The sequence below is a fragment of the Streptococcus mitis genome, from assembly GCF_000722755.1.
In the GTDB taxonomy this organism is placed as follows: Bacteria; Bacillota; Bacilli; order Lactobacillales; family Streptococcaceae; genus Streptococcus; species Streptococcus mitis_CM.
The window spans coordinates 106,479-129,324 of sequence record NZ_JPFY01000013.1; the positions used below are offsets into that span (position 1 = coordinate 106,479).

The window sequence follows — 22,846 nt, forward strand, 5'->3', positions numbered from 1 at the left end:
AATATGAGACTATACATCAAAGGTGATTATGCTAAAAAAATAACATTTACTACTAGAGAACTAGTTTGGAAGATGTGGTTTAAGGAACGGAATGGCAAGAAAATAAGTTACTCCAACGTTGGTGATGATGAGATGCTGCAAGATGATTTTTATTTCGGAGCAGAGTTGCGCAAATGGGCTTCAGTTGATGAAAGATGGGATAAGGCTCCTTTTATAATTCCGAGCAATCCTTGGTTATCCTTGCAATATGAAGATATTGAACTTGAATTTGAACATGCCTTTATTTCCGACGACCGCGAAAAGGGGGAGTTTCTTCGAATTGCCTCAACTCATGTAGATATTTTGACGGTTGACAAGCGCGCTTTATACGTTATGGCTATTGAAGTAGCATCTGCCATTGATGGTAAGATTAGCGAAGACGGTAAGCAAAGTTGGCTAAGTGTAGAAGAATTTAAGGAATATCATAAGGATATTCTTTCACTAACTTATGATGAAGCTGTTGACATCAGTTTGGAAGAATTAAAGACAATTGTACCGGTAAGAGATCCTCTATGGGAAGAGGAAGAAAGGCTTCGAGAAGAATATATCAAAATCCATGGCGAACGTGTTTATGACGATGAGGACGACGAGTGAGACTATATCTTAAAGGCAACTACGAAACTAGTATATACCAAACCTGTATGGAATTTCCTTGGAAAATGTGGTTCAAAGAACGCAAAGGTGTGGAAGTTGGTTTTTCTTACGCATTTAATGAAAATTTTTATTTGAGTTTAACTCTAGATAAATTTTCTTCAAATGATGAGCGTTGGGGAATGGCTGATTTTAGAATAGGAAAAGACTCTTGGGCGACTTTTAAGCGTGAAAATTTAAATTTAAATTTTGAAAATTCTTATGAAAGTGATGGGCGAGAAAAAGGAGACTGTCTTCGAATAATCACGACTCATAAGGATATTCTAACGGCTGACAAGCGAGCTCTCTATATCATGGCGATTGAGGTAGCATCTGTCATTGACGGTCAAATCAGCGAAGACGACAAAGAAACATGGCTGAGTGTTGAAAAATTCAAAACGAAACATAAAGACCTACTGAATATGACCTACGACGAAGCAGTCGATATTAGTTTAGAAGAGATAAAGGTTTTGAAAGCCATAGACGAGCCTCTTTGGGAAGAATTGGATAGGAAGCGCGAGGAGTATATCCGAATCCATGGAGAGGTGGAGTTGGACGACGATGAGGAAGACGAGTGAGACTATATATAAAAGGTGACTATACTAGAAAATTGCCATTTGGCTACAGAGAACTCGCATGGAAGATGTGGTTTAAAGAAAGAAATGGTCAAAAAATAAGTTTCTCAAATGTCGGGGATGATGAAATGTTGCAAAATGACTTCTATTTATCTTTGCGGTTAGATAAGTGGGGAGCAAGTGGCTCTCGTTGGAAAGATGCCAAGGTTAAAGGAAGCAGTGCAATAAATTCCCAAAAATATGAAAATATTGATTTGGATTATGAGGGAAGTTATGAAAGCGACGGTAGAGAAAAGGGAAAATACCTAAGAATCGCTTCTAATTATTTGGATGTTTTAACAGTTGATAAACGTGCTATGTATATTATGGCGCTTGAAATTGCGATTGCTATTGATGGACAAATCAGTGAAGATGATAAGAACACATGGCTAACAATCGAGGAATTCAAGGAAAAGCACCAAGATATCTTATCTCTAACCTTTGATGAAGCAAATGAGATGAGTTTGGAAGAAATTCAGACGATTGACGCTATTGACGAACCCATCTGGGAAGAATTGGATAGGCTTCGTGAAGAATACATCAAAATCCATGGCGAGCCAGTTTATGACGACGAGGAAGAATGAAATTATATTTAAAAGGTGATTATACAAAAAAGATACCTTATGGTTATTTGGAACTAGCTGGTAAAATGTGGTTTCCAGAAGATGAGCAAGTTTCTTACTCAAATGCTGGGAATAATGATGCATTACAAGAGGTTTTTTCCTTATTTCAAAAAAAGATTTAGATAAACCCAATCCCGCAGTTGGAGAGTAAAATGTTAAAAAGAATAAGAAACTATTATAAAAACAAACCAACTCAAGCTGTCTTAATGCTCGTAGTTCTTATTTGGTCAGTATATGAGATTGGTGCGACCAGTTTGGCAAGTAACTCGGCATTAACTAAGGAATTCATGCATAGTCGGTATGTTATGGTTTGGCCAATGGTAGATAAGAAAGTGAAATTATACCACTATGCGGAAGAATGGACTAATGACGTTTTAGTTGGAATTATGCATTTAGACTATGGAAATATTAAAATAACTAATTTTCCTAAAAAATGGGAGAGTGAAGCTGAAGTATACTATACGCTGTCTCAGGATGAGTATGCTGATAGAGTATATTTTTTCTTAGACGAGCCAATTTCCAAAGCCTATATCAGCAGATTAGAACAAAATTATTATTTGATTTCAAATAATGCAGTTGCTATTAAAGAAGAAACAGGTAAAACAGTTGAACAGTTAGGTCAAGAAGTGGGGAATGCAAGGAAAAATTTCTTATCAGCTCTTGGAAAGATGAAAATCCTTCGTTTGGTCTATTTGATTCTTCGTATGATAGTATTGTTGCAGTGTATCAGGTGGTCGGGTCAGCGTAGAAAAAGGAAAGAGAACGAAATATTGCAGAATAGATAGAGATCCAAAAAGTATGACGACTATAAGGAGAGTTACAAATGAGCATGACGAAAAAATCGAATTGGAATTTAGGTTGTAGTTTAGTACTTGTTGTAGTCCTAGCAGCTAGTTTTCTATTTTATCTATGGGCACAAAATCTTGGTAAGTATACTCTGCAACCAGGTCAAAGTGTTGAATTGAAAGTTTTTTCTAAAACAGAGCAGCGGGAGTATAATTCGGAATTGATTTTTTTAAAAAAAGATGAGGCTAAATTAAAATTATCTGGCCGAAAAGGATGGGGGATGAAAGGAAGTAACACGGTTTATAATATTGAGAAGCAGTCAATAACTGAGATTATTATCTCTAAAGATGGAACAGAGCACAGAGACTTACCAAATGATAAGAGTAAAAGTATCTATTTAGAAAGTGATGGAATAGTGGTTCAAGGGGGAATAAAGGAAGTATTTGGGGTGACGGAAGAAGACCCCTACACTATCACCATCACCAATGTAGACGACAAGCCAGCACACTTTGAAGCTCAAGTGGTGGATAGGTAAGTTTAAGAATCTTTAAGTAAGCCTAGATGGTTGCCATTTGTTTGGTGATGGAGGTTTATTTTGACTTTTGATGGCTATCTGGTTGTTACTTTCGATGAAGCTAGAGAAGAACTGATAGCGGAAAGGAATCGGCTACCATGGGAGTAAAATACAGCGCACAAGAATCCCAAGAATTGATTCAGGCCATGACGAACAACCTCCGAGTCGCAAATGAAGTCACAGACCGCTTATCTAGTGGATGTGACCACCTGATTTCCTCCTTAGACTCAGGTGAGCTGACAGGAGCAGCCTACACAGCTGGTAAAGGTCTCTTTACAGAGATTATCATCCCCAGCATCAAAAAGCTCCAAGCAGCGATAGATGATATCCAACTAGAGTTGACATCCTACAAAGATGCGGATGCTCAGGTCTCTGGATATGGTGATTTGGACCTAGACCAGCTTAAGGAATTGAAAAGGCTGAGAGAAGAGCAGTTAGCTATCGTAGAAGCTCAGATTCAAGTGAGGGAGAACTGGCTAAATCAAATCAAAGACCTCTTTAGTCTCAATTGGGGGAAAGCCTTCTCTGAGAAGACCATCCTCTACAATACCAAGTCTCAAATCGAGTCAGGTATTCAGGATTTGGATGATAAGATTGAAAAACTAGAATTCTTTGTCTCACAGGTTTCCCAGTATTTTAGTGATAGTCTAGAAATCCTTGCCTTAGCCATCAAAGGAGCTACGCAACTAAGTAAAATCATTGTCGATAGCGATGGAAACTACTATGCGGACGGTCTGGACATGAGCTGGGTACAGAAAATGAAGGATGTGAAGATTGAGAGTGCAAAATATGATTCTTCTAAGAAAGCTAAGGATTTGCATAAAGAATACCAAAAAATCTTAGATAAGTTGGAAAATGGAAAAGAACTTAGCGATAAGGAGTTCCAAATTTTAGAATCTTATGTATATCACCATCCTCAAATACAATTTCCTCAACTTGTAACAGAAAAATTGAAATCGGAGGCTATCAATAGAGCTAATCCAGAGAAACTTAAGGAAAAAGTTGAGAAAATTAAAAATAGTAATGGAGATTTGAATAAAAAAGCTGAACTAATTGTGAAAACTTATGAAGATTATCTATTTTATAATAATCAAGAAGCTTTTGAAGAATACTGGAGGAAGAGAAAGGAGTTAACAAAAGATAAAGATTGGAAGGATGTTGATAGCAAGATTAAAGATACTATTGAGGATAATCTTAATGTTGAATTAAAAAAATCAGGGATAGATATAAAGGAAGTATCTAATAATCTAGCTAATGATATTTTATCTATTCATGAAGGAGACATGAAACAAAGAAACTATCTAATTAACGAAGGTAGAAAAGTATGGAAAAGTCCTGGAGATGATATAATGATAAATTCAGCAGATTTGACACAGGTTAGTATTGACCTTACTGATTTTGTAAATTTGGTAAATACTGGAAAACCTTTAGACTTAAAGAGTAGAAATTATAATGATGAACTTGAATTTTCACTTTGGTCACGTAAGTGGGAAGGTAACTTAAGAGATGATTATTTAGGGAACTATCTTTTTGGATATGTAGCAAAAGGATATTTAGGAATGGAAGATGAGCAGATCAAAAATTATGCAGGTTTAGCTCAATTGGCTTCAGATAAAGATGGTGTTAAATTTTTCAAAAATAAATCAAATGGGAATTTTGGTGATAATGAAGGAGACGCTTCTGCAATCCAAGATGGTATAGATTCATACGAGGAGAATAATAAGTGATTAACAAGAGAAAACAACTTAATAAATGGAATCTAGGATGTTCAGGAGCGGTTGTTGTTGTAACAATAATATTTATATGTTGTATTTATTTGTACTTCAAAAATGCGAGTTATACCTTGAAACCAGGTGATTCTATAGTTTTAAAAGTTCCGACATCAAAACAAAAAGAATTCTCCCCCAAATTATATATATCTAAGATTTCTGGTGGGGAATTAGAATTATCTGGGAAAACCTCATGGTGGCAGAAGGGAGAAGGAAGCCTTTTAGGGACTAACTATGATGTTTTGAAGCAAGAAATTAGCGAAATCTACTCATCGTCAAGTAATATCCCAACAAAAATAAAAGAAAACGATACAAATAATAGTATATATTTATCAGAAAAAGGTGTAGTTCTTCAATCTAAAGAATCTTGGGAATTTGAGATTCCAAACTCAAAACAAATAAAAATAACGAATATTTCAGACAGAGACATTAGATTTGAAGCGCAGGTGACAGGTGAATAGAGGAAACTATAAAAGTAAAATGAAGAAAAAATGATTATTTTTTTACTTTGATAGCTTTATTCTTGTCTTCCTTTCTTTGTAAGACTTAAGTTACCAATTTTACACTACCTTAGCGATGGTAACTACTATGCGGACGGTGTGGATATGAGCTGGGTACAGAAGATGAAGGATGTGAAGATTGTTTCGCATGCCAAAAGAGATTTTCAAGACTCAGAAACTCGTGCCATCAATAAAGCTTCTAGAGATATGATGCTATCGGACGATGGAGATGCCTACTATCGTGCCGAATTAAAGAAGCGTCTAAAAGGTCACGACAAGTCCGAATGGGATAAAATAATCGACGACTACAATCACACTCTTAAGATTGATGAAACAGGGAATATCATTGACATTTATCCATTTGAACAAGGTTATGTCGTTTCAAAAAATGGGAAATACGATGCCGACTATACTCATTTGGTTAACAAAAAGTTTGATGAACTAAAAGCACAAAACTTTGAAGCAAATTCAGCCGAATTTTGGAGTGGAGTAGCTCAAATATTCTCTGGATTGGGAGTTTACTTTGCGAGTGGCGCCCTCGAAGTCTTGAGTATCATGGCTGGTCCGCCAACAGCAGGGACAAGTATCGTAGCTGGTACGGCAGTGTCCGTATCAGGAGTACAATATGGAAATGTACTGATAGCTAGTGGAGCAGTAACTAGCTTATCAGCAATCACAAAGACGGCCTTACAAAATGGCGAAATTCAGGTTAATTATTCTAGCAACTACGACAGCTGGAAAGCTAATAAAAAGACAAGTATTACTCATGGGAAACAGATAGAAGCACGTGTGAAAGGGAAAAATGTAAAAATCCGTGTTGATTCTGAACCACAGAGTGGTAAATTTCAAGTACAATCTGGAAGTGGGAAATCTGGCTATCCTCTAAACGAGCATCTAAGGATAGATAGAATAATAGGAAAAGATTCTATTGTAGACTGGGTAAATTCAAATGAAAGCTTAAGTAAACTCAGCAAGGGGGTTAGAGAGCAAATTATTGATAGAATTTGGAAAGCTTATCAAAGGTATTATGCGAATTAAAACAGGAGGTATGCATGAAGTTGTATTTACAAGGTGATTACACCAAGACTGATTTTTATGAAGAGTTTAAAGAAATAGCTCAAAATATGTGGTTCAAAGAGCGAAAAGGAATTCCGCTCGATTTTTCCTATGCTTGGGATGAAGATTTACATTTGAATTTACGGTTGGATAAATTTAAATATAATGACGAACGTTGGGAGAGTGCAAATTTTAATACAAATATAAACCCTTGGAAGACATTTGAATATGAAAACTTGACATTGGATCTAGAAAATTCTTATGAAAGCGATGGTCGTGAGAAAGGTGATTATTTGCGAATTATTTCTACTCATAAAGATATTCTAACGGTTGACAAGCGTGCGATGTATATTATGGCGATTGAGGTAGCATCTGCCATTGACGGTCAAATCAGCGAAGACGATAAAGAAACATGGCTGAGTATTGAAGAATTTAAAACGAAACATATAGACTTGCTGAATTTGACCTACGACGAAGCGGTTGATATTAGTTTGGAGGAACTAGAGATTATGGAGGCGGTTGATGAACCACTTTGGGATGAATTACACAGAGGATGGGAAGAATACATCAAAATCCATGGTGAACGAGTTTATGACGATGAGGAAGACGAGTGATAATTTACAATAACACTTATTTGAAAGAGAGTGTTGAATAGGGGGAAGAAACTAATGTCAGATAAATTAAAACAGTTTAAATGGTTGATTGTATTGTTTTTGTTTCTGTTAGCAATTCCTTCATATTTTGCTTACAATCATTTCCGACAATCTAGTACTTTAAAAGAAGCCTTTGAGAAAAATGAAAGAATTGAAGTTCTTCATCATTTAATGGCATCAGGAAAATATGCGTCTGACATCCGAAAAGCAGGCTATGTCCTTCCTCCTGACGGAGCTATTCGTTTGGATGGAGTTATTTATCCATTAGAAATAGAAGGAGATTTACATTTGAAAATTAGTCCTCCAAAAAAGGATGCTAAGGATTTTCAGTTGTTTTTCATTACACAAGTTAATGAAAAACAAACACATATAACTTTTATTTTAGATAAAAATCTGAATTTAATTGATTCTAGTTATTCTCAGCAAAATGATAACGGGAAAAGAGAGATTATTTCTGTCTCACAATCCGAAGAAGCTTACTTGTTGAAAAGTGTTCAAAGCGAGATTGATGCTTTCATGAAAAAGATGTATCAGATCTTGTATGAATAGTTTACCAGATAAAGTGGCTTCTTCCTCAACACAATGCTTTATGAACAACGGAGCGTGTTGAGGAATTCTATACTGTGATGGGAAATGGGGATAAAGCTAACGGTAAACTTATGGTTGAAACGCTTATTGAAAATAATACGATAGGAGGCAACTTTATTAAGTATGGTTTTGATCTCAATACTTTTATTGGAAATCCTAATGACAAAGAAGAGGGTTGGAAACAAGACTTCTATGATTACTTAGATAGAGGGGGTGAAAAAAATGTCGGGACTTAAAAAAATACTAATCGTGATTGGTTCTGTAATTGCTTTAGCTACTGGCTTGAATCTTTATTTTCAGTATCAAAACCACCAAGAACATATGCAATTAAAAACCTCCTTTGAAGAGAGAGACAATATAGCCGTATTACAACGTTTGATGGCATCAGAAAAATATGCACCTGACATCCGTAAAGCGGGTTATGTCGTTCCTCCCGATGGAGCTATTCGCTTGGATGGAGGAATTGACTCCATAGAGATAAAAGGAGACATCGATTTGGATATCTCAAATCCGGGACAGAATGGGGTTACTGCTTATTTTAGAATAGAGATAGATGGTAAAATAACTAGTGCACTATATGAATTGGATAAGAACTTTGATTTAGTTTCTAGCGCCTATTTTCAAATAAATGAAAAAAATATAAAAGAGAGTGTGACTATCCCCCAAGCCGAAGAAGAGCGACTATTAAAAATTGTTCAAAAAGAGCTTGAGGCTTTCATGCAAAAGATGTATCAGACTTTGTATGGATAGATTACCAGAGAAAGTGGCTTCTTGCTCAACACAATGCTGTATGAACAACTGGTTGTGTTGAGGAATTTTACTAGAAAAAGATACCGTAGACGACAAACCAGCACGCTTTGAAGCTCAAGTGGTGGATAGGTAAAATTTCAGCTCTCAAATGAGGGCTTTTTTAGATACAAGTTTCAAAAAAGAAGCAAATATGATATACTAAAGAACGAGTATTCTATTAGAATTGGAACAAATAATATGAAACAAACGATTATTCTTTTATACGGTGGGCGTAGTGCAGAGCGTGAAGTCTCTGTTCTTTCAGCCGAAAGTGTCATGCGTGCGGTCAACTACGATCGTTTTACAGTCAAGACTTTCTTCATCAGCCAGTCAGGTGACTTTATTAAAACGCAAGAATTTAGCCAGACTCCAGGTCAAGAGGATCGTCTTATGACCAATGAAACCATTGATTGGGATAAGCAAGTTGCACCAAGTGCTATCTACGAAGAGGGAGCAGTGGTCTTTCCAGTCCTTCACGGTCCGATGGGAGAAGATGGCTCAGTTCAAGGATTCTTGGAAGTTTTGAAAATGCCTTATGTTGGTTGCAACATCTTGTCATCTAGTCTTGCCATGGATAAAATCACGACCAAGCGTGTTTTAGAATCTGTCGGGATTGCTCAAGTTCCTTATGTGGCCATTGTCGAAGGCGATGATGTGACTGCTAAAATTGCCGAAGTTGAAGAAAAATTGACTTACCCAGTCTTCACAAAACCATCAAACATGGGTTCAAGTGTCGGTATTTCTAAGTCTGAAAATCAAGAGGAACTCCGTCAAGCTTTGAAACTTGCCTTTCAATATGACAGCCGTGTCTTGGTAGAGCAAGGGGTAAATGCTCGTGAAATCGAGGTTGGTCTCTTGGGCAACTACGATGTCAAGAGTACGCTACCAGGAGAAGTAGTCAAGGATGTTGACTTTTATGACTACGATGCCAAGTATATTGACAACAAGATTACCATGGATATCCCAGCTAAAATCAGTGATGATGTGGTAGCTGTCATGCGTCAGAATGCAGAAACAGCCTTCCGTGCCATTGGTGGCCTCGGTCTCTCTCGTTGCGATTTCTTCTATACAGACAAGGGAGAGATTTTCCTAAACGAGCTTAATACCATGCCAGGTTTTACCCAGTGGTCTATGTACCCACTACTTTGGGACAATATGGGAATCAGCTATCCAGACTTAATCGAGCGATTGGTTGATCTTGCCAAGGAAAGTTTTGACAAGCGCGAAGCGCATTTGCTATAAAAATGAAAGAGAGGGTAGAAGCCAGAACCATCACTGCAAGGTGACTAGAGTTCTCGAGTTTCGACCCTTTTTAAAGGAGTAGAAATGAAATTAACAATTCATGAAGTGGCTCAAGTTGTAGGAGCTAAAAATGATATCAGCCTCTTTGAGGACACCCAGTTAGAAAAAGCTGAGTTTGATAGTCGTTTGATTGCTGCAGGGGATTTGTTTGTGCCCCTCAAAGGTGCTCGTGACGGTCATGACTTTATCGAAATAGCCTTTGAAAATGGTGCCGCAGTAACCTTGTCTGAGAAAGAAATCGCAAATCATCCCTACATTTTAGTAGCTGATGTTTTGACGGCCTTTCAAACCCTAGCTGCCTACTATCTTGAAAAAACAGGAGTTGATGTCTTTGCTGTTACAGGCTCAAATGGCAAGACAACGACCAAAGATATGTTAGCGCACTTGCTATCAACAACCTACAAAACTTACAAAACACAAGGTAACTACAATAATGAGATTGGCCTTCCCTACACAGTTCTCCACATGCCTGAAGGAACAGAAAAGTTGGTCTTGGAGATGGGGCAGGATCACTTGGGAGATATTCATCTCTTGTCAGAATTGGCTCGTCCAAAAACAGCCATCGTGACCTTGGTTGGAGAAGCCCATTTAGCCTTTTTCAAAGACCGTTCTGAAATTGCTAAAGGAAAAATGCAAATTGCAGACGGGATGTCTTCGAATTCCTTGCTCTTGGCACCAGCAGATCCGATTGTAGAGGACTACTTGCCAACTGACAAAAAGGTAGTTCGTTTTGGCCAAGGAGCAGAGTTGGAAATTACAGACTTGATTGAGCGCAAGGATAGTCTGACATTTAAGGCTAATTTCTTGGAACAAGCCCTTGATTTGCCAGTGACTGGTAAGTACAATGCTACTAATGCCATGATTGCATCCTATGTTGCCCTACAAGAAGGAGTTTCTGAGGAGCAAATTCGTCAGGCCTTCCAAAATCTTGAATTGACGCGTAACCGTACCGAGTGGAAGAAAGCAGCCAATGGAGCAGATATCCTATCAGATGTTTACAATGCCAATCCAACTGCTATGAAGCTGATTTTAGAGACTTTCTCTGCCATTCCAGCCAATGAAGGTGGCAAGAAAATTGCTGTTTTAGCGGATATGAAGGAGCTTGGTGACCAGTCTATTCAACTCCATAACCAGATGATTTTGAGCCTTTCTCCAGATGTGCTTGATACCGTTATTTTCTATGGAGAAGACATTGCTGAATTAGCCCAATTGGCCAGTCAAATGTTCCCAATCGGCCATGTTTACTACTTCAAAAAAACAGCTGACGAGGATCAATTTGAAGTCCTAGTTAAGCAAGTTAAGGAAAGTCTAGGAGCTAATGACCAAATCTTGCTCAAAGGCTCTAACTCTATGAACCTAGCCAAATTGGTAGAAAGTTTAGAAAATGAAGACAAGTGATTTTGTTAAGTATCTGCAAAGAATGATTGCCCTTACAGATACTGGCTTAACCTTTACAAAAGATCCTTTCGACCGTGAGCGCTACGAAGACTTGCGAAGTCTGTTATCTGAAATGTTGAATCAGGTATCAGACCTTGATGCAGACGAAGTGGTAGAACTCTTGAAACCGACCTCCGCTTATGCGACTCCTTTAATGGACGTCCGTGCTTGGATAGTTGAGGATGAAAAAATTTGTCTGGTTAGGGGACAAGGAGAGAATGATTGGGCTTTGCCAGGTGGCTTTGGTGAAGTCGGCTATTCTCCAACAGAAAATATTCTCAAGGAAATTGAAGAAGAAACCGGTTTTGAAGCTAAAGTAGAAAGACTACTAGCTGTTTTTGATACAAATCGTTTCCAACTACAGAGCAAGCAATATGCAAAGTTTGTTTTTGAATGTAAGCTTCTTGATGGACAATTCCAAGAAAATCAAGAAATTGCTGACCTTCAATTTTTTGCCATTGACCAACTGCCAGCCTTATCTGAAAAACGCATTACCAAGGAGCAAATAGAGATTCTTTGGCAGGTTTATCAAGGTCAGAGGGAGCAATATCTTGATTAAGAAGATGATTATCGTATTTCTAAATTCATTTTTGACAAATAGCATGGTATAATAAAATGCAGGAAAATTTTGAATCATGAGGAAGACTAGATGAATTTATGGGATATTTTCTTTACGACCCAAGCAACAGAGCCACCCAAATTTGACCTTTTTTGGTATGTCAGTATATTTACACTCTTGGCTTTGACCTTTTATACAGCCTATCGTTATCGTGAAAAGAAGGCTTATCAACGATTTTTCCAAATCTTGCAGGCCGTTCAGTTGATCCTCCTTTATGGTTGGTACTGGGTCAATCATATGCCGTTGTCAGAAAGCCTACCTTTTTACCATTGCCGTATGGCTATGTTTGTGGTGCTTTTGCTTCCTGGTCAGTCTAAATATAGGCAGTATTTTGCATTATTAGGAACATTTGGGACATTAGCAGCCTTTGTTTATCCAGTTCCAGATGCTTATCCTTTCCCACATATTGCGATTTTATCCTTTATCTTTGGCCACTTAGCTCTCTTGGGGAACTCTCTAGTTTATCTATTGAGACAGTATAACGCGCGATTGCTGGATGTGAAGGGAATTTTTCTCATGACCTTTGCACTAAATGCCTTGATTTTTGTGGTCAATTTGGTAACTGGTGGAGATTACGGATTCTTGACAAAACCGCCATTGGTTGGAGATCACGGCTTAGTAGCTAATTATTTAATCGTTTCTCTGGCCCTGTCAGCAGCGATTACGTTGACAAAGAAAATCTTGGAACTATTTTTAGAACAAGAAGCAGAAAAAATGATTGCAAAGAAAGCTTAAAATCAAGCTTTCTTTTTTCATAAATCTAATTTTTTATAACTTGTTTGGAAAATACAAAAATATGATGAGCGAATGTAAAAAAATGGTAAGTAAATTTAGGAAAAACTAAGCACGATTGGATTTTTTGTGTTATAATATTCTGTGAATAGCTATGCCCTGTTTTAGCTATATTGAATAGAAGTTTGAAACTTGGAAGAGAGAGGATGCGATGTAATGGCTAGAGATGGTTTTTTTACAGGCTTAGATATCGGAACCAATTCGATTAAGGTGTTGGTTGCCGAGCTTAGAAATGGTGAACTAAATGTAATTGGTGTAAGTAATGCCAAGAGTAAAGGTGTAAAGGATGGGATTATCGTTGATATTGAAGCAGCAGCAACTGCTATCAAGTCAGCTATTTCCCAAGCAGAAGAGAAAGCTGGCATTTCAATCAAATCAGTGAATGTTGGTTTGCCTGGAAATCTTTTGCAAGTAGAACCAACTCAAGGAATGATTCCAGTTACATCTGATACAAAAGAAATTACAGATCAAGATGTTGAAAATGTTGTTAAATCAGCCTTGACAAAGAGTATGACACCAGATCGTGAAGTCATTACGTTTATTCCTGAAGAATTTATCGTAGATGGCTTCCAAGGTATTCGTGACCCGCGTGGCATGATGGGGGTTCGTCTTGAGATGCGTGGTTTGCTTTACACAGGTCCACGTACTATTCTTCACAATTTACGCAAGACAGTTGAGCGCTCAGGTGTTCAGGTTGAAAATATTATTATTTCACCATTGGCTTTGGTTCGTTCAGTCTTGAATGAAGGAGAGCGTGAATTTGGAGCTACGGTGATTGATATGGGAGCAGGTCAAACAACTGTTGCTACAATCCGTAACCAAGAACTCCAGTTTACAAATATTCTTCAAGAAGGTGGAGATTATGTCACAAAAGATATCTCTAAAGTCTTGAAGACTTCACAAAAACTAGCTGAAGGATTGAAATTGAACTATGGTGAAGCCTACCCTTCACTTGCAAGCAATGAAACCTTCCAAGTTGAAGTGATTGGTGAAGTAGAGCCTGTAAAAGTTACAGAAAGCTACCTAGCAGAGATTATTTCAGCTCGCATTAAACACATTTTTGAACAAATCAAACAAGAGTTGGAAAGAAGACATTTGTTGGATCTTCCAGGTGGGATTGTTCTGATTGGTGGAAATGCTATTTTACCAGGTATTGTAGAACTTGCACAGGAAGTATTTGGCGTTGGTGTCAAACTTTACGTTCCAAATCAAGTTGGAATCCGTAATCCTGCCTTCGCTCATGTGATTAGCTTGTCTGAATTTGCTGGTCAATTGACTGAGGTGCATTTATTAGCGCAACGAGCAGTCAAGGGTGAAGATACTTTGCGTCACCAACCAATTAATTTTGGTGGGATGATTCAACGCGTTACGCAGGTAGCACAACCGACCCCTATTCAACCAGTTCAAAATACTGAGGTAGAGCAGTCAGCTTCTACGAACGTAGTTGCTCCGAAAGAAGATAAAGTATCTTCTCAAAATAAACCAAAAATCGCAGATCGTTTCCGTGGCTTAATCGGAAGCATGTTTGATGAATAAAAGAGGAAAAATAAACTATGACATTTTCATTTGATACAGCAGCAGCTCAAGGTGCAGTTATTAAAGTAATCGGTGTTGGTGGAGGTGGTGGTAACGCCATTAACCGTATGGTTGACGAAGGTGTTGCAGGCGTAGAATTTATCGCAGCAAACACAGATGTACAAGCTTTGAGTAGTACAAAAGCTGAGACTGTAATTCAGTTAGGCCCTAAATTGACTCGTGGTTTGGGTGCTGGCGGTCGACCTGAAGTTGGTCAAAAGGCAGCTGAAGAAAGCGAAGAAGCCTTGACTCAAGCTATTACTGGAGCAGATATGGTCTTCATTACTGCAGGTATGGGAGGTGGCTCTGGTACTGGTGCAGCTCCTGTTATTGCCCGCATTGCTAAAGATTTAGGTGCTCTTACAGTTGGTGTTGTGACACGTCCTTTTGGTTTTGAAGGAAGTAAACGTGGACAGTACGCTGTAGAAGGAATCAATCAACTTCGTGAACATGTAGATACTTTATTGATTATTTCAAACAACAACTTGCTTGAAATTGTTGATAAGAAAACTCCGCTTCTTGAAGCTCTTAGCGAAGCAGATAACGTACTTCGCCAAGGTGTTCAAGGGATTACGGACTTGATCACAAACCCTGGTTTGATTAACCTTGACTTTGCCGATGTGAAAACAGTTATGGCAAATAAAGGAAACGCCCTAATGGGTATCGGTATCGGTAGTGGTGAAGAACGTGTGGTAGAAGCAGCTCGTAAGGCAATCTACTCACCACTTCTTGAAACAACTATTGACGGTGCTGAGGATGTCATCGTCAACGTTACTGGTGGTCTTGATTTAACCTTGATTGAGGCAGAAGAAGCATCAGAAATTGTTAACCAAGCAGCTGGCCAAGGAGTGAATATCTGGCTCGGAACATCTATCGATGAAAACATGAAAGATGAAATCCGTGTTACAGTTGTGGCAACTGGTGTTCGCCAAGATCGTGTTGAAAAAGTTGTTGGTCATGCACCAAGACAAGCTGTTCGTCATGAGCAAGCAAGTCCTAGCCATGCACACAATCATAATCGTCACTTTGATATGGCTGAAACTGCAGAAATTCCAAGTCCAGCACCTCGCCGTACAGAAACTTCTCAAACTTCAGCATTTGGTGATTGGGACTTGCGTCGTGAGACAATTGTTCGTCCGACTGATTCAGTTGTATCACCAGTTGAACGTTTCGAAGCACCATCTTTACACGATGAGGATGAATTAGACACTCCTCCATTTTTCAAAAATCGTTAAGTAAATGAATTTGAAAGAAAATACAGAACGTGTTTTTCAACAAATAAAAGATGCAAGTCAGCAGTCAGGAAGAGAAGTCAATTCTGTTTCGGTTGTTGCTGTTACAAAATATGTAGACGTACCGACAGCGGAGGCTTTGCTTCCGCTAGGTGTGCATCATATTGGTGAAAATCGTGTGGATAAATTTCTTGAGAAATATGAAGCTTTAAAAGATAGAAATATTACCTGGCATTTGATTGGAACCTTGCAAAGACGCAAGGTCAAAGACGTCATTCAGTATGTTGATTATTTTCACGCTTTGGATTCATTAAAGCTAGCAGAGGAAATTCAAAAAAGAAGTGACCGAGTTGTTAAGTGTTTCTTACAAGTAAATATTTCAAGGGAGGAGAGCAAACATGGTTTTTCAAAGGAGGAACTATTGGAGCTCTTGCCAGAATTAGCAACCTTAGATAAAATTGAATATGTCGGCTTGATGACCATGGCTCCTTTTGAAGCTAGTAGTGATGAGTTGAAAGAAATTTTTAAAGCTACGCAGGATTTGCAACTAGAAATTAGAGAAAAACAAATTCCCAATATGCCAATGACGGACTTGAGTATGGGTATGAGTCGTGACTACAAGGAAGCGATTGAATTTGGCTCAACATTTGTCAGAATTGGTACAGCATTTTTTAAATAGGAAAGAAATATGTCTTTAAAAGATAGATTTGATAAATTTATAGATTATTTTACAGAAGATGGAGAAGATGTTGGTACTGCATACCAGTCTAAAGCTGAAGAGCCGATTGTGACTCCAGTCCCTTCTGTTCAAGAGTTGCCTCAACAAGCTGCTAGTACGCCATCTAAAGATAAAAACATCACTCGTCTTCATGCCCGTCAACAAGAGTTAGCTATGCAAAGTCAACGTTCTACTGATAAGGTGACAATTGATGTTCGTTATCCACGTAAATACGAAGATGCCACAGATATTGTTGATTTATTAGCTGGTAACGAAAGTATTTTGATTGATTTCCAATATATGACAGAAGTTCAAGCACGTCGTTGTTTGGACTATCTGGATGGGGCACGCCACGTTTTAGCTGGTAACATGAAAAAGGTAGCATCTACTATGTACCTGCTGACACCAGTTGATGTTGTCGTCAATATTGAAGATATCAAAATTCTAGATGAATCACAAAATGGTGAATTTGGCTTTGATATGAAACGTACGAGAGTAAGATAATGATCTTTCTCATTCGTTTTGTTCAAAATGCAGTGGATATCTATTCACTGATTTTAATCGTGTTTGCTCTGATGTCTTGGTTTCCCAATGCTTATGAATCACGTCTTGGACGCTTGATTATTAGTTTAGTGAAACCGATAGTAGCTCCCTTGCAACGTTTACCCCTCCAGATTGCAGGTCTTGATTTGTCTGTCTGGATTGCGGTATTACTAGTTCACTTCCTAGGGGAACAGTTGATTCGACTTTTAGTGATCTTTCTATGAACAAGATGATTTATCAACACTTTTCTAAGAATGATTCGTCTTTTATTGATAAGGGAGTAGAATGGATAAAAAAGGTAGAAGATTCTTATTCTCCTTTTTTAACACCCTTTGTAAATCCCCATCAAGAAAAGATTTTAAAGGTGCTAGCATCAACCAACGGCATCTCCTACATGAGCAGTCGGCAGTTTCTTGAAACTGAATATGTACGAGTTCTACTGTATCCTGATTATTTTGAGCCAGAATTCTCTGATTTTGAACTTTCCTTGCAAGAAATTGTCTACCCTAATAAGTTTGAACGCTTAACGCATGCAAAAATATTAGGTACTGTTTTAAACAAGCTGGGAATTGATAGGAAGCTATTTGGTGATATCTTAGTCAACGAAGAGAGGGCACAGATTATCATTAATCGACAGTTTATGCTCCTTTTTCAAGACGGCATTACGAAAATTGCTCGTTTACCGGTTCGTCTAGAAGAACGGGATTTTACTGAGAAAATTGCTACAGTAGAAGATTATCAAGAATTAGATATTTGTATTGCTAGTTCTAGATTAGATGTTTTTCTAGCAGGTGTCTTAAAGCTGTCTAGAAATCAGACAAGTCAGTTAATTGAAAAACAGGCAGTCCAAGTTAATTACCATTTAGTTGAAAAATCAGATTATGCAGTTCAAGTTGGTGATTTGATTAGTGTGAGGAAATTTGGTCGATTGAAACTTGTTAGAGATAATGGGCAAACAAAAAAGATAAAAAGAAATTAACGGTCCAATTATTATTAAGTAAGTGAGGAATAATATGCCAATTACATCATTAGAAATTAAAGATAAAACCTTTGGTACAAGATTTAGAGGTTTTGATCCAGAAGAAGTTGAAGAATTTCTTGAAATCGTTGTTCGTGATTATGAAGATTTAGTTCGAAGCAATCATGATAAAGAGTTGCATATCAAGAGCTTGGAAGAACGTTTGTCTTACTTTGATGAGATGAAAGATTCTTTGAGTCAATCAGTATTGATTGCTCAAGATACGGCAGAGCGTGTGAAACAAGCTGCTCAAGATCGTTCTAATAATATTATCCAACAGGCAGAGCAAGATGCCCAACGTTTGCTTGAAGAAGCAAAATATAAGGCTAATGAGATCTTACGTCAAGCTACTGATAATGCTAAGAAAGTTGCTGTTGAGACTGAAGAATTGAAGAACAAAAGCCGTGTCTTCCACCAACGTCTCAAATCTACAATTGAGAGTCAGTTAGCAATTGTTGAATCATCAGATTGGGAAGATATTCTGCGCCCAACAGCTACCTATCTTCAGACAAGTGATGAAGCATTTAAAGAAGTTGTTGGTGAAGTTCTTGGTGAATCGGTATATTCACAACCAGAAGAAGAACCAATCGATATGACTCGTCAATTTACACCTGAAGAAATGGCTGAGTTACAAGCTCGAATTGAGGCTGGTAATAGAGAATTAGCTGAATTTGAAGCTCAACAAGATCATTATGTAGAAGAACATTTAGAGCCAGTTGAAGTCGAAGGCCCTTCATCGAATGAGGAAGATACAAATAAAGAATCTGTCCTAATCTTATAATGAATAGTGATATGTGAGAACAATATTTTATCCTTATATTTTCAGCGAGCAGGAGATGGTGTGAGTCCTGTAATCCCTAATGATAAGATTATCCTCTCAAAAACTCAAGTCTGAATGAAGTAAGATTTGACGTTCCCCACGTTACGGGATAAGAGGGAGAAAGACTAAATCTTTTTCCGAATAAAGGTGGTACCACGATTTTCGTCCTTTTTGGCAGTCGTGGTTTTTAATTTGTTATTATTTATAAAGGAGATACCATGAAACTCAAAGATACCCTTAACCTTGGGAAAACAGCTTTCCCAATGCGTGCAGGACTTCCTACCAAAGAGCCAGTTTGGCAAAAGGAATGGGAAGATGCAAAACTTTACCAACGTCGTCAAGAATTGAACCAAGGAAAACCTCATTTCACCTTGCATGATGGCCCTCCATACGCGAACGGAAATATCCACGTTGGACACGCTATGAACAAGATTTCAAAAGATATCATTGTTCGTTCAAAATCAATGTCAGGTTTTTACGCACCATTTATCCCAGGTTGGGATACTCATGGTCTGCCAATCGAGCAAGTTTTGGCAAAACAAGGTGTCAAACGTAAAGAAATGGACTTGGTTGAGTACTTGAAACTTTGCCGTGAATACGCTCTTTCTCAAGTAGATAAACAACGTGAAGACTTTAAACGTTTAGGTGTTTCTGGTGACTGGGAAAATCCATATGTGACTTTGACTCCTGACTATGAAGCAGCTCAAATCCGTGTATTTGGAGAGATGGCTAACAAAGGTTATATCTACCGTGGTGCCAAGCCAGTTTACTGGTCTTGGTCATCTGAGTCTGCCCTTGCTGAAGCGGAGATTGAATACCATGATTTGGTTTCAACTTCCCTTTATTATGCCAATAAAGTAAAAGATGGCAAAGGTGTTCTAGATACAGATACTTATATCGTAGTCTGGACAACAACTCCATTTACCATCACAGCTTCTCGTGGTTTGACTGTTGGTGCAGATATTGATTACGTTTTGGTTCAACCTGCTGGTGAAGCTCGTAAGTTTGTGGTGGCTGCTGAATTGTTGAACAGCTTGTCTGAGAAATTTGGATGGGCTGATGTTCAAGTGTTGGCAACTTACCGTGGTCAAGAATTGAACCACATTGTAACAGAACACCCATGGGATACTGCTGTAGATGAGTTGGTTATTCTTGGTGACCACGTTACAACTGACTCTGGTACTGGTATTGTCCATACAGCCCCTGGTTTTGGTGAGGACGACTACAATGTTGGTATTGCTAATGATCTTGAAGTCGCAGTGACTGTTGACGAACGTGGTATCATGATGAAGAATGCTGGTCCTGAGTTTGAAGGTCAATTCTATGACAAGGTAGTTCCAACTGTTATTGAAAAACTTGGTAACCTCCTTCTTGCCCAAGAAGAAATCTCTCACTCATACCCATTTGACTGGCGTACTAAGAAACCAATCATCTGGCGTGCAGTACCACAATGGTTTGCCTCAGTTTCTAAATTCCGCCAAGAAATCTTGGATGAAATTGAAAAGGTTAAATTCCACTCAGAATGGGGTAAAGTCCGTCTTTACAATATGATCCGCGACCGTGGCGACTGGGTTATCTCTCGTCAACGTGCTTGGGGTGTTCCACTTCCTATCTTCTACTCTGAAGACGGTACAGCAATTATGACTGCTGAAACTATTGAACACGTGGCTCAACTCTTTGAGGAACATGGTTCAAGCATTTGGTGGGAACGTGATGCTAAGGACCTCTTGCCAGAAGGATTTACTCATCCAGGTTCACCAAATGGTGAGTTCAAAAAAGAAACAGATATCATGGACGTTTGGTTTGACTCAGGTTCATCATGGAATGGGGTTGTGGTAAACCGTCCTGAGTTGACTTACCCAGCAGACCTTTACCTAGAAGGTTCTGACCAATACCGTGGTTGGTTCAATTCTTCACTTATCACATCTGTTGCCAATCATGGCGTAGCACCTTACAAACAAATCTTGTCACAAGGTTTTGCCCTTGATGGTAAAGGTGAGAAGATGTCTAAATCTCTTGGAAATACCATTGCCCCAAGTGATGTTGAAAAACAATTTGGTGCAGAAATCTTGCGTCTTTGGGTAACAAGTGTAGACTCAAGCAACGACGTGCGTATCTCTATGGATATCTTGAGCCAAGTCTCTGAAACTTACCGTAAGATCCGTAACACTCTTCGTTTCTTGATTGCCAATACTTCTGACTTTAACCCAGCTCAAGATGCAGTCGCTTACGATGAACTTCGTTCAGTTGATAAGTACATGACGATTCGATTTAACCAGCTTGTTAAGACCATTCGTGATGCTTATGCAAACTTTGAATTCTTGACAATCTATAAGGCCTTGGTGAACTTTATCAACGTTGACCTGTCAGCCTTCTACCTTGATTTTGCCAAAGATGTTGTTTATATCGAAGGTGCAAAATCACTGGAACGCCGTCAAATGCAGACTGTCTTCTATGACATTCTTGTGAAAATCACCAAACTCTTGACACCAATTCTTCCTCATACAGCAGAGGAAATCTGGTCATACCTTGAGTTTGAAACAGAAGACTTCGTTCAATTGTCAGAATTGCCAGAAGCACAAACTTTTGCTAACCAAGAAGAAATCTTGGATACATGGGCTGCCTTCATGGACTTCCGTGGACAAGCTCAAAAAGCCTTGGAAGAAGCGCGTAATGCCAAAGTTATCGGTAAATCACTTGAAGCACACTTGACAGTTTATCCAAACGAAGTGGTGAAAACTCTACTCGAAGCAGTAAACAGTAATGTAGCTCAACTTTTGATCGTGTCTGAATTGACCATCGCAGAAGGACCAGCTCCAGAAGCTGCTGTTAGCTTCGAAGATGTGGCCTTCACAGTAGAACGCGCTGCAGGTGATGTATGTGACCGTTGCCGTCGTATCGACCCAACGACAGCAGAACGAAGCTACCACGCAGTCATCTGTGACCACTGTGCAAGCATCGTAGAAGAAAACTTTGCGGACGCAGTCGCAGAAGGATTTGAAGAGAAATAATCGAATTATAGATTAAAAAAGTTTTCTGTGTGTGTATTTTAGTTTGATATAAAAGAAAATATTAAACAAAATTAATGTATAATATTAATTTTTAATGAAAAGGAAATATTGATGAAAAAGAAAACACTTGCTCAATTAGATGGTATCATTGGTTTAGTTACAGGAACTATCCTAACCATTTTGCCAATTATTATAATTATGATTGCCTCTATATTTGATGATGAAGAAGTTGTTGGTGTCATCTTAGGAACTATTTTTATTATTTTTAGTTTAGTAAAAATTGGAATTTTAATTCTAGGTATTCTCTCACTAATATACTATAAAGATGATAATAGAATTTCTATTGCACCCTCAGTCTTATTAATTGTTGGCTCTGCACTTGCATTGGTTCCATTCTTAGGATGGATAGGGGGAATCGTCATTATTGTTGGTGCTTCATTATTTTTAGGAAGCCTCAAAAAATTTAAAGTTGAACTATAAATAGAGTTTTTGTCAACTAGAGTAAATGGAGAAACTCTAAAATTGGTTCTTTGTCAGTAGTAGTGGATTAAAGAAAAGCTAAGATAGAGAAAGGACAAATTTCGTCCTTTCTTTTTTGATGTTCAGAGCGATAAAAATCGTTTTTTGAAGTTTTCAAAGTTTCGAAAACCAAAGGAATTTCGTTTGATAAGTTTGATGAGATTATTGGTCGCTTCTGATTTGGAGTTAGAATAGGGTAATTGAAGAGCGTTGACGATTTTTCAATGATTTCATGATTGATGAAAGTTACTATTTTAGTTTTAAGAATTGTGGCTATTGTGTATTTCAAGGGCGATGAGCGTGTGACTCCTGCACTGTCTGTATTGTTTATCGTAGGTAGTTCTGTTGGATTAATCCCATTCGTGGACTAGATAGGAGAAATTATGACAATTATTGGCAATTCCTATACTTTGAAATTTTGAAAAAATTTGAAATTGAAGAATCATATCTTTCGAATTGAGATGGGACGAATTGACTATTTGTTAGAAATACTTATTACAGTATGAAGACGGTTAGCCTTATTTTTTTGTTACCAATTGACGGAAAATCTTACAGGATAAATAAGCTATTTCATTCGTAAAATCTAAAGCATTTATTTGAGACAAAGAACTCTTTTTATAGTATAATGATGGTTGTAGA

The 22,846-nt window shown here is 38.1% G+C and carries 25 protein-coding genes, 2 pseudogenes and 1 other annotated feature; of the genes and pseudogenes, 26 read left to right on the forward strand and 1 reads right to left on the reverse strand.

Annotation, left to right across the window (positions count from 1 at the left end):
* Positions 1 to 3: 3 nt before the first annotated feature.
* From SK578_RS03840 to SK578_RS03960, 26 genes and pseudogenes are all read left to right on the forward strand, one after another.
* The gene (locus SK578_RS03840) at positions 4 to 633 is read left to right on the forward strand and encodes a hypothetical protein (protein ID WP_042750692.1); all 630 of its coding nucleotides are present in this window, start codon (positions 4 to 6) and stop codon (positions 631 to 633) included.
* Positions 630 to 1,247: a hypothetical protein gene (locus tag SK578_RS03845; protein ID WP_042750694.1), complete on the forward strand. Its 618-nt coding sequence runs from the start codon at positions 630 to 632 to the stop codon at positions 1,245 to 1,247. The genes SK578_RS03840 and SK578_RS03845 overlap by 4 nt, the downstream gene beginning before the upstream one ends.
* The gene (locus SK578_RS03850; protein WP_042750696.1) at positions 1,244 to 1,867 is read left to right on the forward strand and encodes a hypothetical protein; all 624 of its coding nucleotides are present in this window, start codon (positions 1,244 to 1,246) and stop codon (positions 1,865 to 1,867) included. Before SK578_RS03845 ends, SK578_RS03850 begins: the two co-directional genes overlap by 4 nt.
* Entirely contained in the window at positions 1,864 to 2,028 is a 165-nt protein-coding gene (locus tag SK578_RS11020; protein WP_185756249.1) for a hypothetical protein, read from the forward strand. The genes SK578_RS03850 and SK578_RS11020 overlap by 4 nt, the downstream gene beginning before the upstream one ends.
* Before the next feature lie 30 nt (positions 2,029 to 2,058).
* Positions 2,059 to 2,691, forward strand: a complete 633-nt coding sequence (locus SK578_RS03855; RefSeq protein ID WP_042750698.1) for a hypothetical protein — start codon at positions 2,059 to 2,061, stop codon at positions 2,689 to 2,691.
* Positions 2,692 to 2,729: 38 nt separating this feature from the next.
* On the forward strand, positions 2,730 to 3,227 hold the full coding sequence (locus tag SK578_RS03860; RefSeq protein WP_042750700.1) for a hypothetical protein: 498 nt from the start codon (positions 2,730 to 2,732) through the stop codon (positions 3,225 to 3,227).
* A 137-nt stretch (positions 3,228 to 3,364) separates the two neighbouring features.
* Positions 3,365 to 4,993, forward strand: coding sequence for a polymorphic toxin type 44 domain-containing protein (locus tag SK578_RS10515; RefSeq protein WP_042750702.1), 1,629 nt, complete (start codon positions 3,365 to 3,367; stop codon positions 4,991 to 4,993).
* Positions 4,990 to 5,496 carry a hypothetical protein gene (locus SK578_RS03870; protein WP_042750704.1) on the forward strand — a complete coding sequence of 169 codons (507 nt, stop codon included), beginning with the start codon at positions 4,990 to 4,992 and terminating at the stop codon, positions 5,494 to 5,496. The genes SK578_RS10515 and SK578_RS03870 overlap by 4 nt, the downstream gene beginning before the upstream one ends.
* 144 nt (positions 5,497 to 5,640) lie before the next feature.
* A complete protein-coding gene (locus SK578_RS03875; RefSeq protein WP_235228623.1) occupies positions 5,641 to 6,573 on the forward strand; it encodes a virulence protein in 933 nt (310 codons plus the stop codon).
* 14 nt (positions 6,574 to 6,587) lie between these two features.
* A complete protein-coding gene (locus SK578_RS03880) occupies positions 6,588 to 7,205 on the forward strand; it encodes a hypothetical protein (RefSeq protein ID WP_042750706.1) in 618 nt (205 codons plus the stop codon).
* Positions 7,206 to 7,259: 54 nt separating this feature from the next.
* Positions 7,260 to 7,793, forward strand: a complete 534-nt coding sequence (locus tag SK578_RS03885) for a thiol-disulfide isomerase (protein ID WP_042750708.1) — start codon at positions 7,260 to 7,262, stop codon at positions 7,791 to 7,793.
* Positions 7,794 to 7,870: 77 nt separating this feature from the next.
* Positions 7,871 to 8,068 (forward strand): hypothetical protein, encoded by a 198-nt coding sequence (locus tag SK578_RS03890; RefSeq protein WP_042750710.1) that lies wholly within the window; start codon positions 7,871 to 7,873, stop codon positions 8,066 to 8,068.
* Positions 8,055 to 8,582 (forward strand): hypothetical protein, encoded by a 528-nt coding sequence (locus tag SK578_RS03895; protein WP_042750680.1) that lies wholly within the window; start codon positions 8,055 to 8,057, stop codon positions 8,580 to 8,582. The genes SK578_RS03890 and SK578_RS03895 overlap by 14 nt, the downstream gene beginning before the upstream one ends.
* Before the next feature lie 237 nt (positions 8,583 to 8,819).
* A complete protein-coding gene (locus tag SK578_RS03900) occupies positions 8,820 to 9,863 on the forward strand; it encodes a D-alanine--D-alanine ligase (protein ID WP_042750711.1) in 1,044 nt (347 codons plus the stop codon).
* An 84-nt stretch (positions 9,864 to 9,947) separates the two neighbouring features.
* The gene (locus SK578_RS03905) at positions 9,948 to 11,321 is read left to right on the forward strand and encodes a UDP-N-acetylmuramoyl-tripeptide--D-alanyl-D-alanine ligase (RefSeq protein ID WP_042750713.1); all 1,374 of its coding nucleotides are present in this window, start codon (positions 9,948 to 9,950) and stop codon (positions 11,319 to 11,321) included.
* The gene (locus SK578_RS03910; protein WP_042750714.1) at positions 11,308 to 11,919 is read left to right on the forward strand and encodes an NUDIX hydrolase N-terminal domain-containing protein; all 612 of its coding nucleotides are present in this window, start codon (positions 11,308 to 11,310) and stop codon (positions 11,917 to 11,919) included. The genes SK578_RS03905 and SK578_RS03910 overlap by 14 nt, the downstream gene beginning before the upstream one ends.
* Before the next feature lie 90 nt (positions 11,920 to 12,009).
* On the forward strand, positions 12,010 to 12,714 hold the full coding sequence (locus tag SK578_RS03915; RefSeq protein ID WP_042750717.1) for a YwaF family protein: 705 nt from the start codon (positions 12,010 to 12,012) through the stop codon (positions 12,712 to 12,714).
* A gap of 213 nt (positions 12,715 to 12,927) precedes the next feature.
* Positions 12,928 to 14,307, forward strand: coding sequence for a cell division protein FtsA (ftsA, locus tag SK578_RS03920; RefSeq protein WP_042750718.1), 1,380 nt, complete (start codon positions 12,928 to 12,930; stop codon positions 14,305 to 14,307).
* A gap of 17 nt (positions 14,308 to 14,324) precedes the next feature.
* A complete protein-coding gene (ftsZ, locus tag SK578_RS03925; RefSeq protein WP_000144256.1) occupies positions 14,325 to 15,581 on the forward strand; it encodes a cell division protein FtsZ in 1,257 nt (418 codons plus the stop codon).
* Positions 15,582 to 15,585: 4 nt separating this feature from the next.
* Positions 15,586 to 16,257, forward strand: coding sequence for a YggS family pyridoxal phosphate-dependent enzyme (locus SK578_RS03930; protein ID WP_042750722.1), 672 nt, complete (start codon positions 15,586 to 15,588; stop codon positions 16,255 to 16,257).
* Between the two features lie 9 nt (positions 16,258 to 16,266).
* Complete coding sequence (locus SK578_RS03935; protein ID WP_042750725.1) at positions 16,267 to 16,800, forward strand: cell division protein SepF; 534 nt, start codon at positions 16,267 to 16,269, stop codon at positions 16,798 to 16,800.
* On the forward strand, positions 16,800 to 17,063 hold the full coding sequence (locus tag SK578_RS03940; protein ID WP_000576496.1) for a YggT family protein: 264 nt from the start codon (positions 16,800 to 16,802) through the stop codon (positions 17,061 to 17,063). Before SK578_RS03935 ends, SK578_RS03940 begins: the two co-directional genes overlap by 1 nt.
* Positions 17,060 to 17,844, forward strand: a pseudogene (locus SK578_RS03945) (YlmH family RNA-binding protein). Before SK578_RS03940 ends, SK578_RS03945 begins: the two are co-directional and overlap by 4 nt.
* A gap of 8 nt (positions 17,845 to 17,852) precedes the next feature.
* Complete coding sequence (locus SK578_RS03950) at positions 17,853 to 18,638, forward strand: DivIVA domain-containing protein (protein ID WP_042750728.1); 786 nt, start codon at positions 17,853 to 17,855, stop codon at positions 18,636 to 18,638.
* Positions 18,639 to 18,850 (forward strand) — a binding site (T-box leader).
* Positions 18,851 to 18,895: 45 nt separating this feature from the next.
* Positions 18,896 to 21,688 carry an isoleucine--tRNA ligase gene (ileS, locus tag SK578_RS03955; protein WP_042750730.1) on the forward strand — a complete coding sequence of 931 codons (2,793 nt, stop codon included), beginning with the start codon at positions 18,896 to 18,898 and terminating at the stop codon, positions 21,686 to 21,688.
* Positions 21,689 to 21,799: 111 nt separating this feature from the next.
* Positions 21,800 to 22,168 (forward strand): hypothetical protein, encoded by a 369-nt coding sequence (locus tag SK578_RS03960; RefSeq protein ID WP_042750731.1) that lies wholly within the window; start codon positions 21,800 to 21,802, stop codon positions 22,166 to 22,168.
* Between the two features lie 78 nt (positions 22,169 to 22,246).
* Here SK578_RS03960 and SK578_RS10520 read toward each other — a convergent pair.
* A pseudogene (locus SK578_RS10520) lies at positions 22,247 to 22,428 on the reverse strand (transposase); the annotation flags it as partial.
* Positions 22,429 to 22,846: the final 418 nt, after the last annotated feature.

Coding starts and splice junctions, on each gene's coding strand:
- SK578_RS03840 (WP_042750692.1), top strand. CDS start 4: ATGAGACTATACATCAAAGGTGATTATGCTAAAAAAATAACATTTACT.
- SK578_RS11020 (WP_185756249.1), top strand. CDS start 1,864: ATGAAATTATATTTAAAAGGTGATTATACAAAAAAGATACCTTATGGT.
- SK578_RS03855 (WP_042750698.1), top strand. CDS start 2,059: ATGTTAAAAAGAATAAGAAACTATTATAAAAACAAACCAACTCAAGCT.
- SK578_RS03860 (WP_042750700.1), top strand. CDS start 2,730: ATGAGCATGACGAAAAAATCGAATTGGAATTTAGGTTGTAGTTTAGTA.
- SK578_RS10515 (WP_042750702.1), top strand. CDS start 3,365: ATGGGAGTAAAATACAGCGCACAAGAATCCCAAGAATTGATTCAGGCC.
- SK578_RS03875 (WP_235228623.1), top strand. CDS start 5,641: ATGAGCTGGGTACAGAAGATGAAGGATGTGAAGATTGTTTCGCATGCC.
- SK578_RS03880 (WP_042750706.1), top strand. CDS start 6,588: ATGAAGTTGTATTTACAAGGTGATTACACCAAGACTGATTTTTATGAA.
- SK578_RS03885 (WP_042750708.1), top strand. CDS start 7,260: ATGTCAGATAAATTAAAACAGTTTAAATGGTTGATTGTATTGTTTTTG.
- SK578_RS03890 (WP_042750710.1), top strand. CDS start 7,871: ATGGGAAATGGGGATAAAGCTAACGGTAAACTTATGGTTGAAACGCTT.
- SK578_RS03895 (WP_042750680.1), top strand. CDS start 8,055: ATGTCGGGACTTAAAAAAATACTAATCGTGATTGGTTCTGTAATTGCT.
- SK578_RS03900 (WP_042750711.1), top strand. CDS start 8,820: ATGAAACAAACGATTATTCTTTTATACGGTGGGCGTAGTGCAGAGCGT.
- SK578_RS03905 (WP_042750713.1), top strand. CDS start 9,948: ATGAAATTAACAATTCATGAAGTGGCTCAAGTTGTAGGAGCTAAAAAT.
- SK578_RS03910 (WP_042750714.1), top strand. CDS start 11,308: ATGAAGACAAGTGATTTTGTTAAGTATCTGCAAAGAATGATTGCCCTT.
- SK578_RS03915 (WP_042750717.1), top strand. CDS start 12,010: ATGAATTTATGGGATATTTTCTTTACGACCCAAGCAACAGAGCCACCC.
- ftsA (WP_042750718.1), top strand. CDS start 12,928: ATGGCTAGAGATGGTTTTTTTACAGGCTTAGATATCGGAACCAATTCG.
- ftsZ (WP_000144256.1), top strand. CDS start 14,325: ATGACATTTTCATTTGATACAGCAGCAGCTCAAGGTGCAGTTATTAAA.
- SK578_RS03930 (WP_042750722.1), top strand. CDS start 15,586: ATGAATTTGAAAGAAAATACAGAACGTGTTTTTCAACAAATAAAAGAT.
- SK578_RS03935 (WP_042750725.1), top strand. CDS start 16,267: ATGTCTTTAAAAGATAGATTTGATAAATTTATAGATTATTTTACAGAA.
- SK578_RS03940 (WP_000576496.1), top strand. CDS start 16,800: ATGATCTTTCTCATTCGTTTTGTTCAAAATGCAGTGGATATCTATTCA.
- SK578_RS03950 (WP_042750728.1), top strand. CDS start 17,853: ATGCCAATTACATCATTAGAAATTAAAGATAAAACCTTTGGTACAAGA.
- ileS (WP_042750730.1), top strand. CDS start 18,896: ATGAAACTCAAAGATACCCTTAACCTTGGGAAAACAGCTTTCCCAATG.
- SK578_RS03960 (WP_042750731.1), top strand. CDS start 21,800: ATGAAAAAGAAAACACTTGCTCAATTAGATGGTATCATTGGTTTAGTT.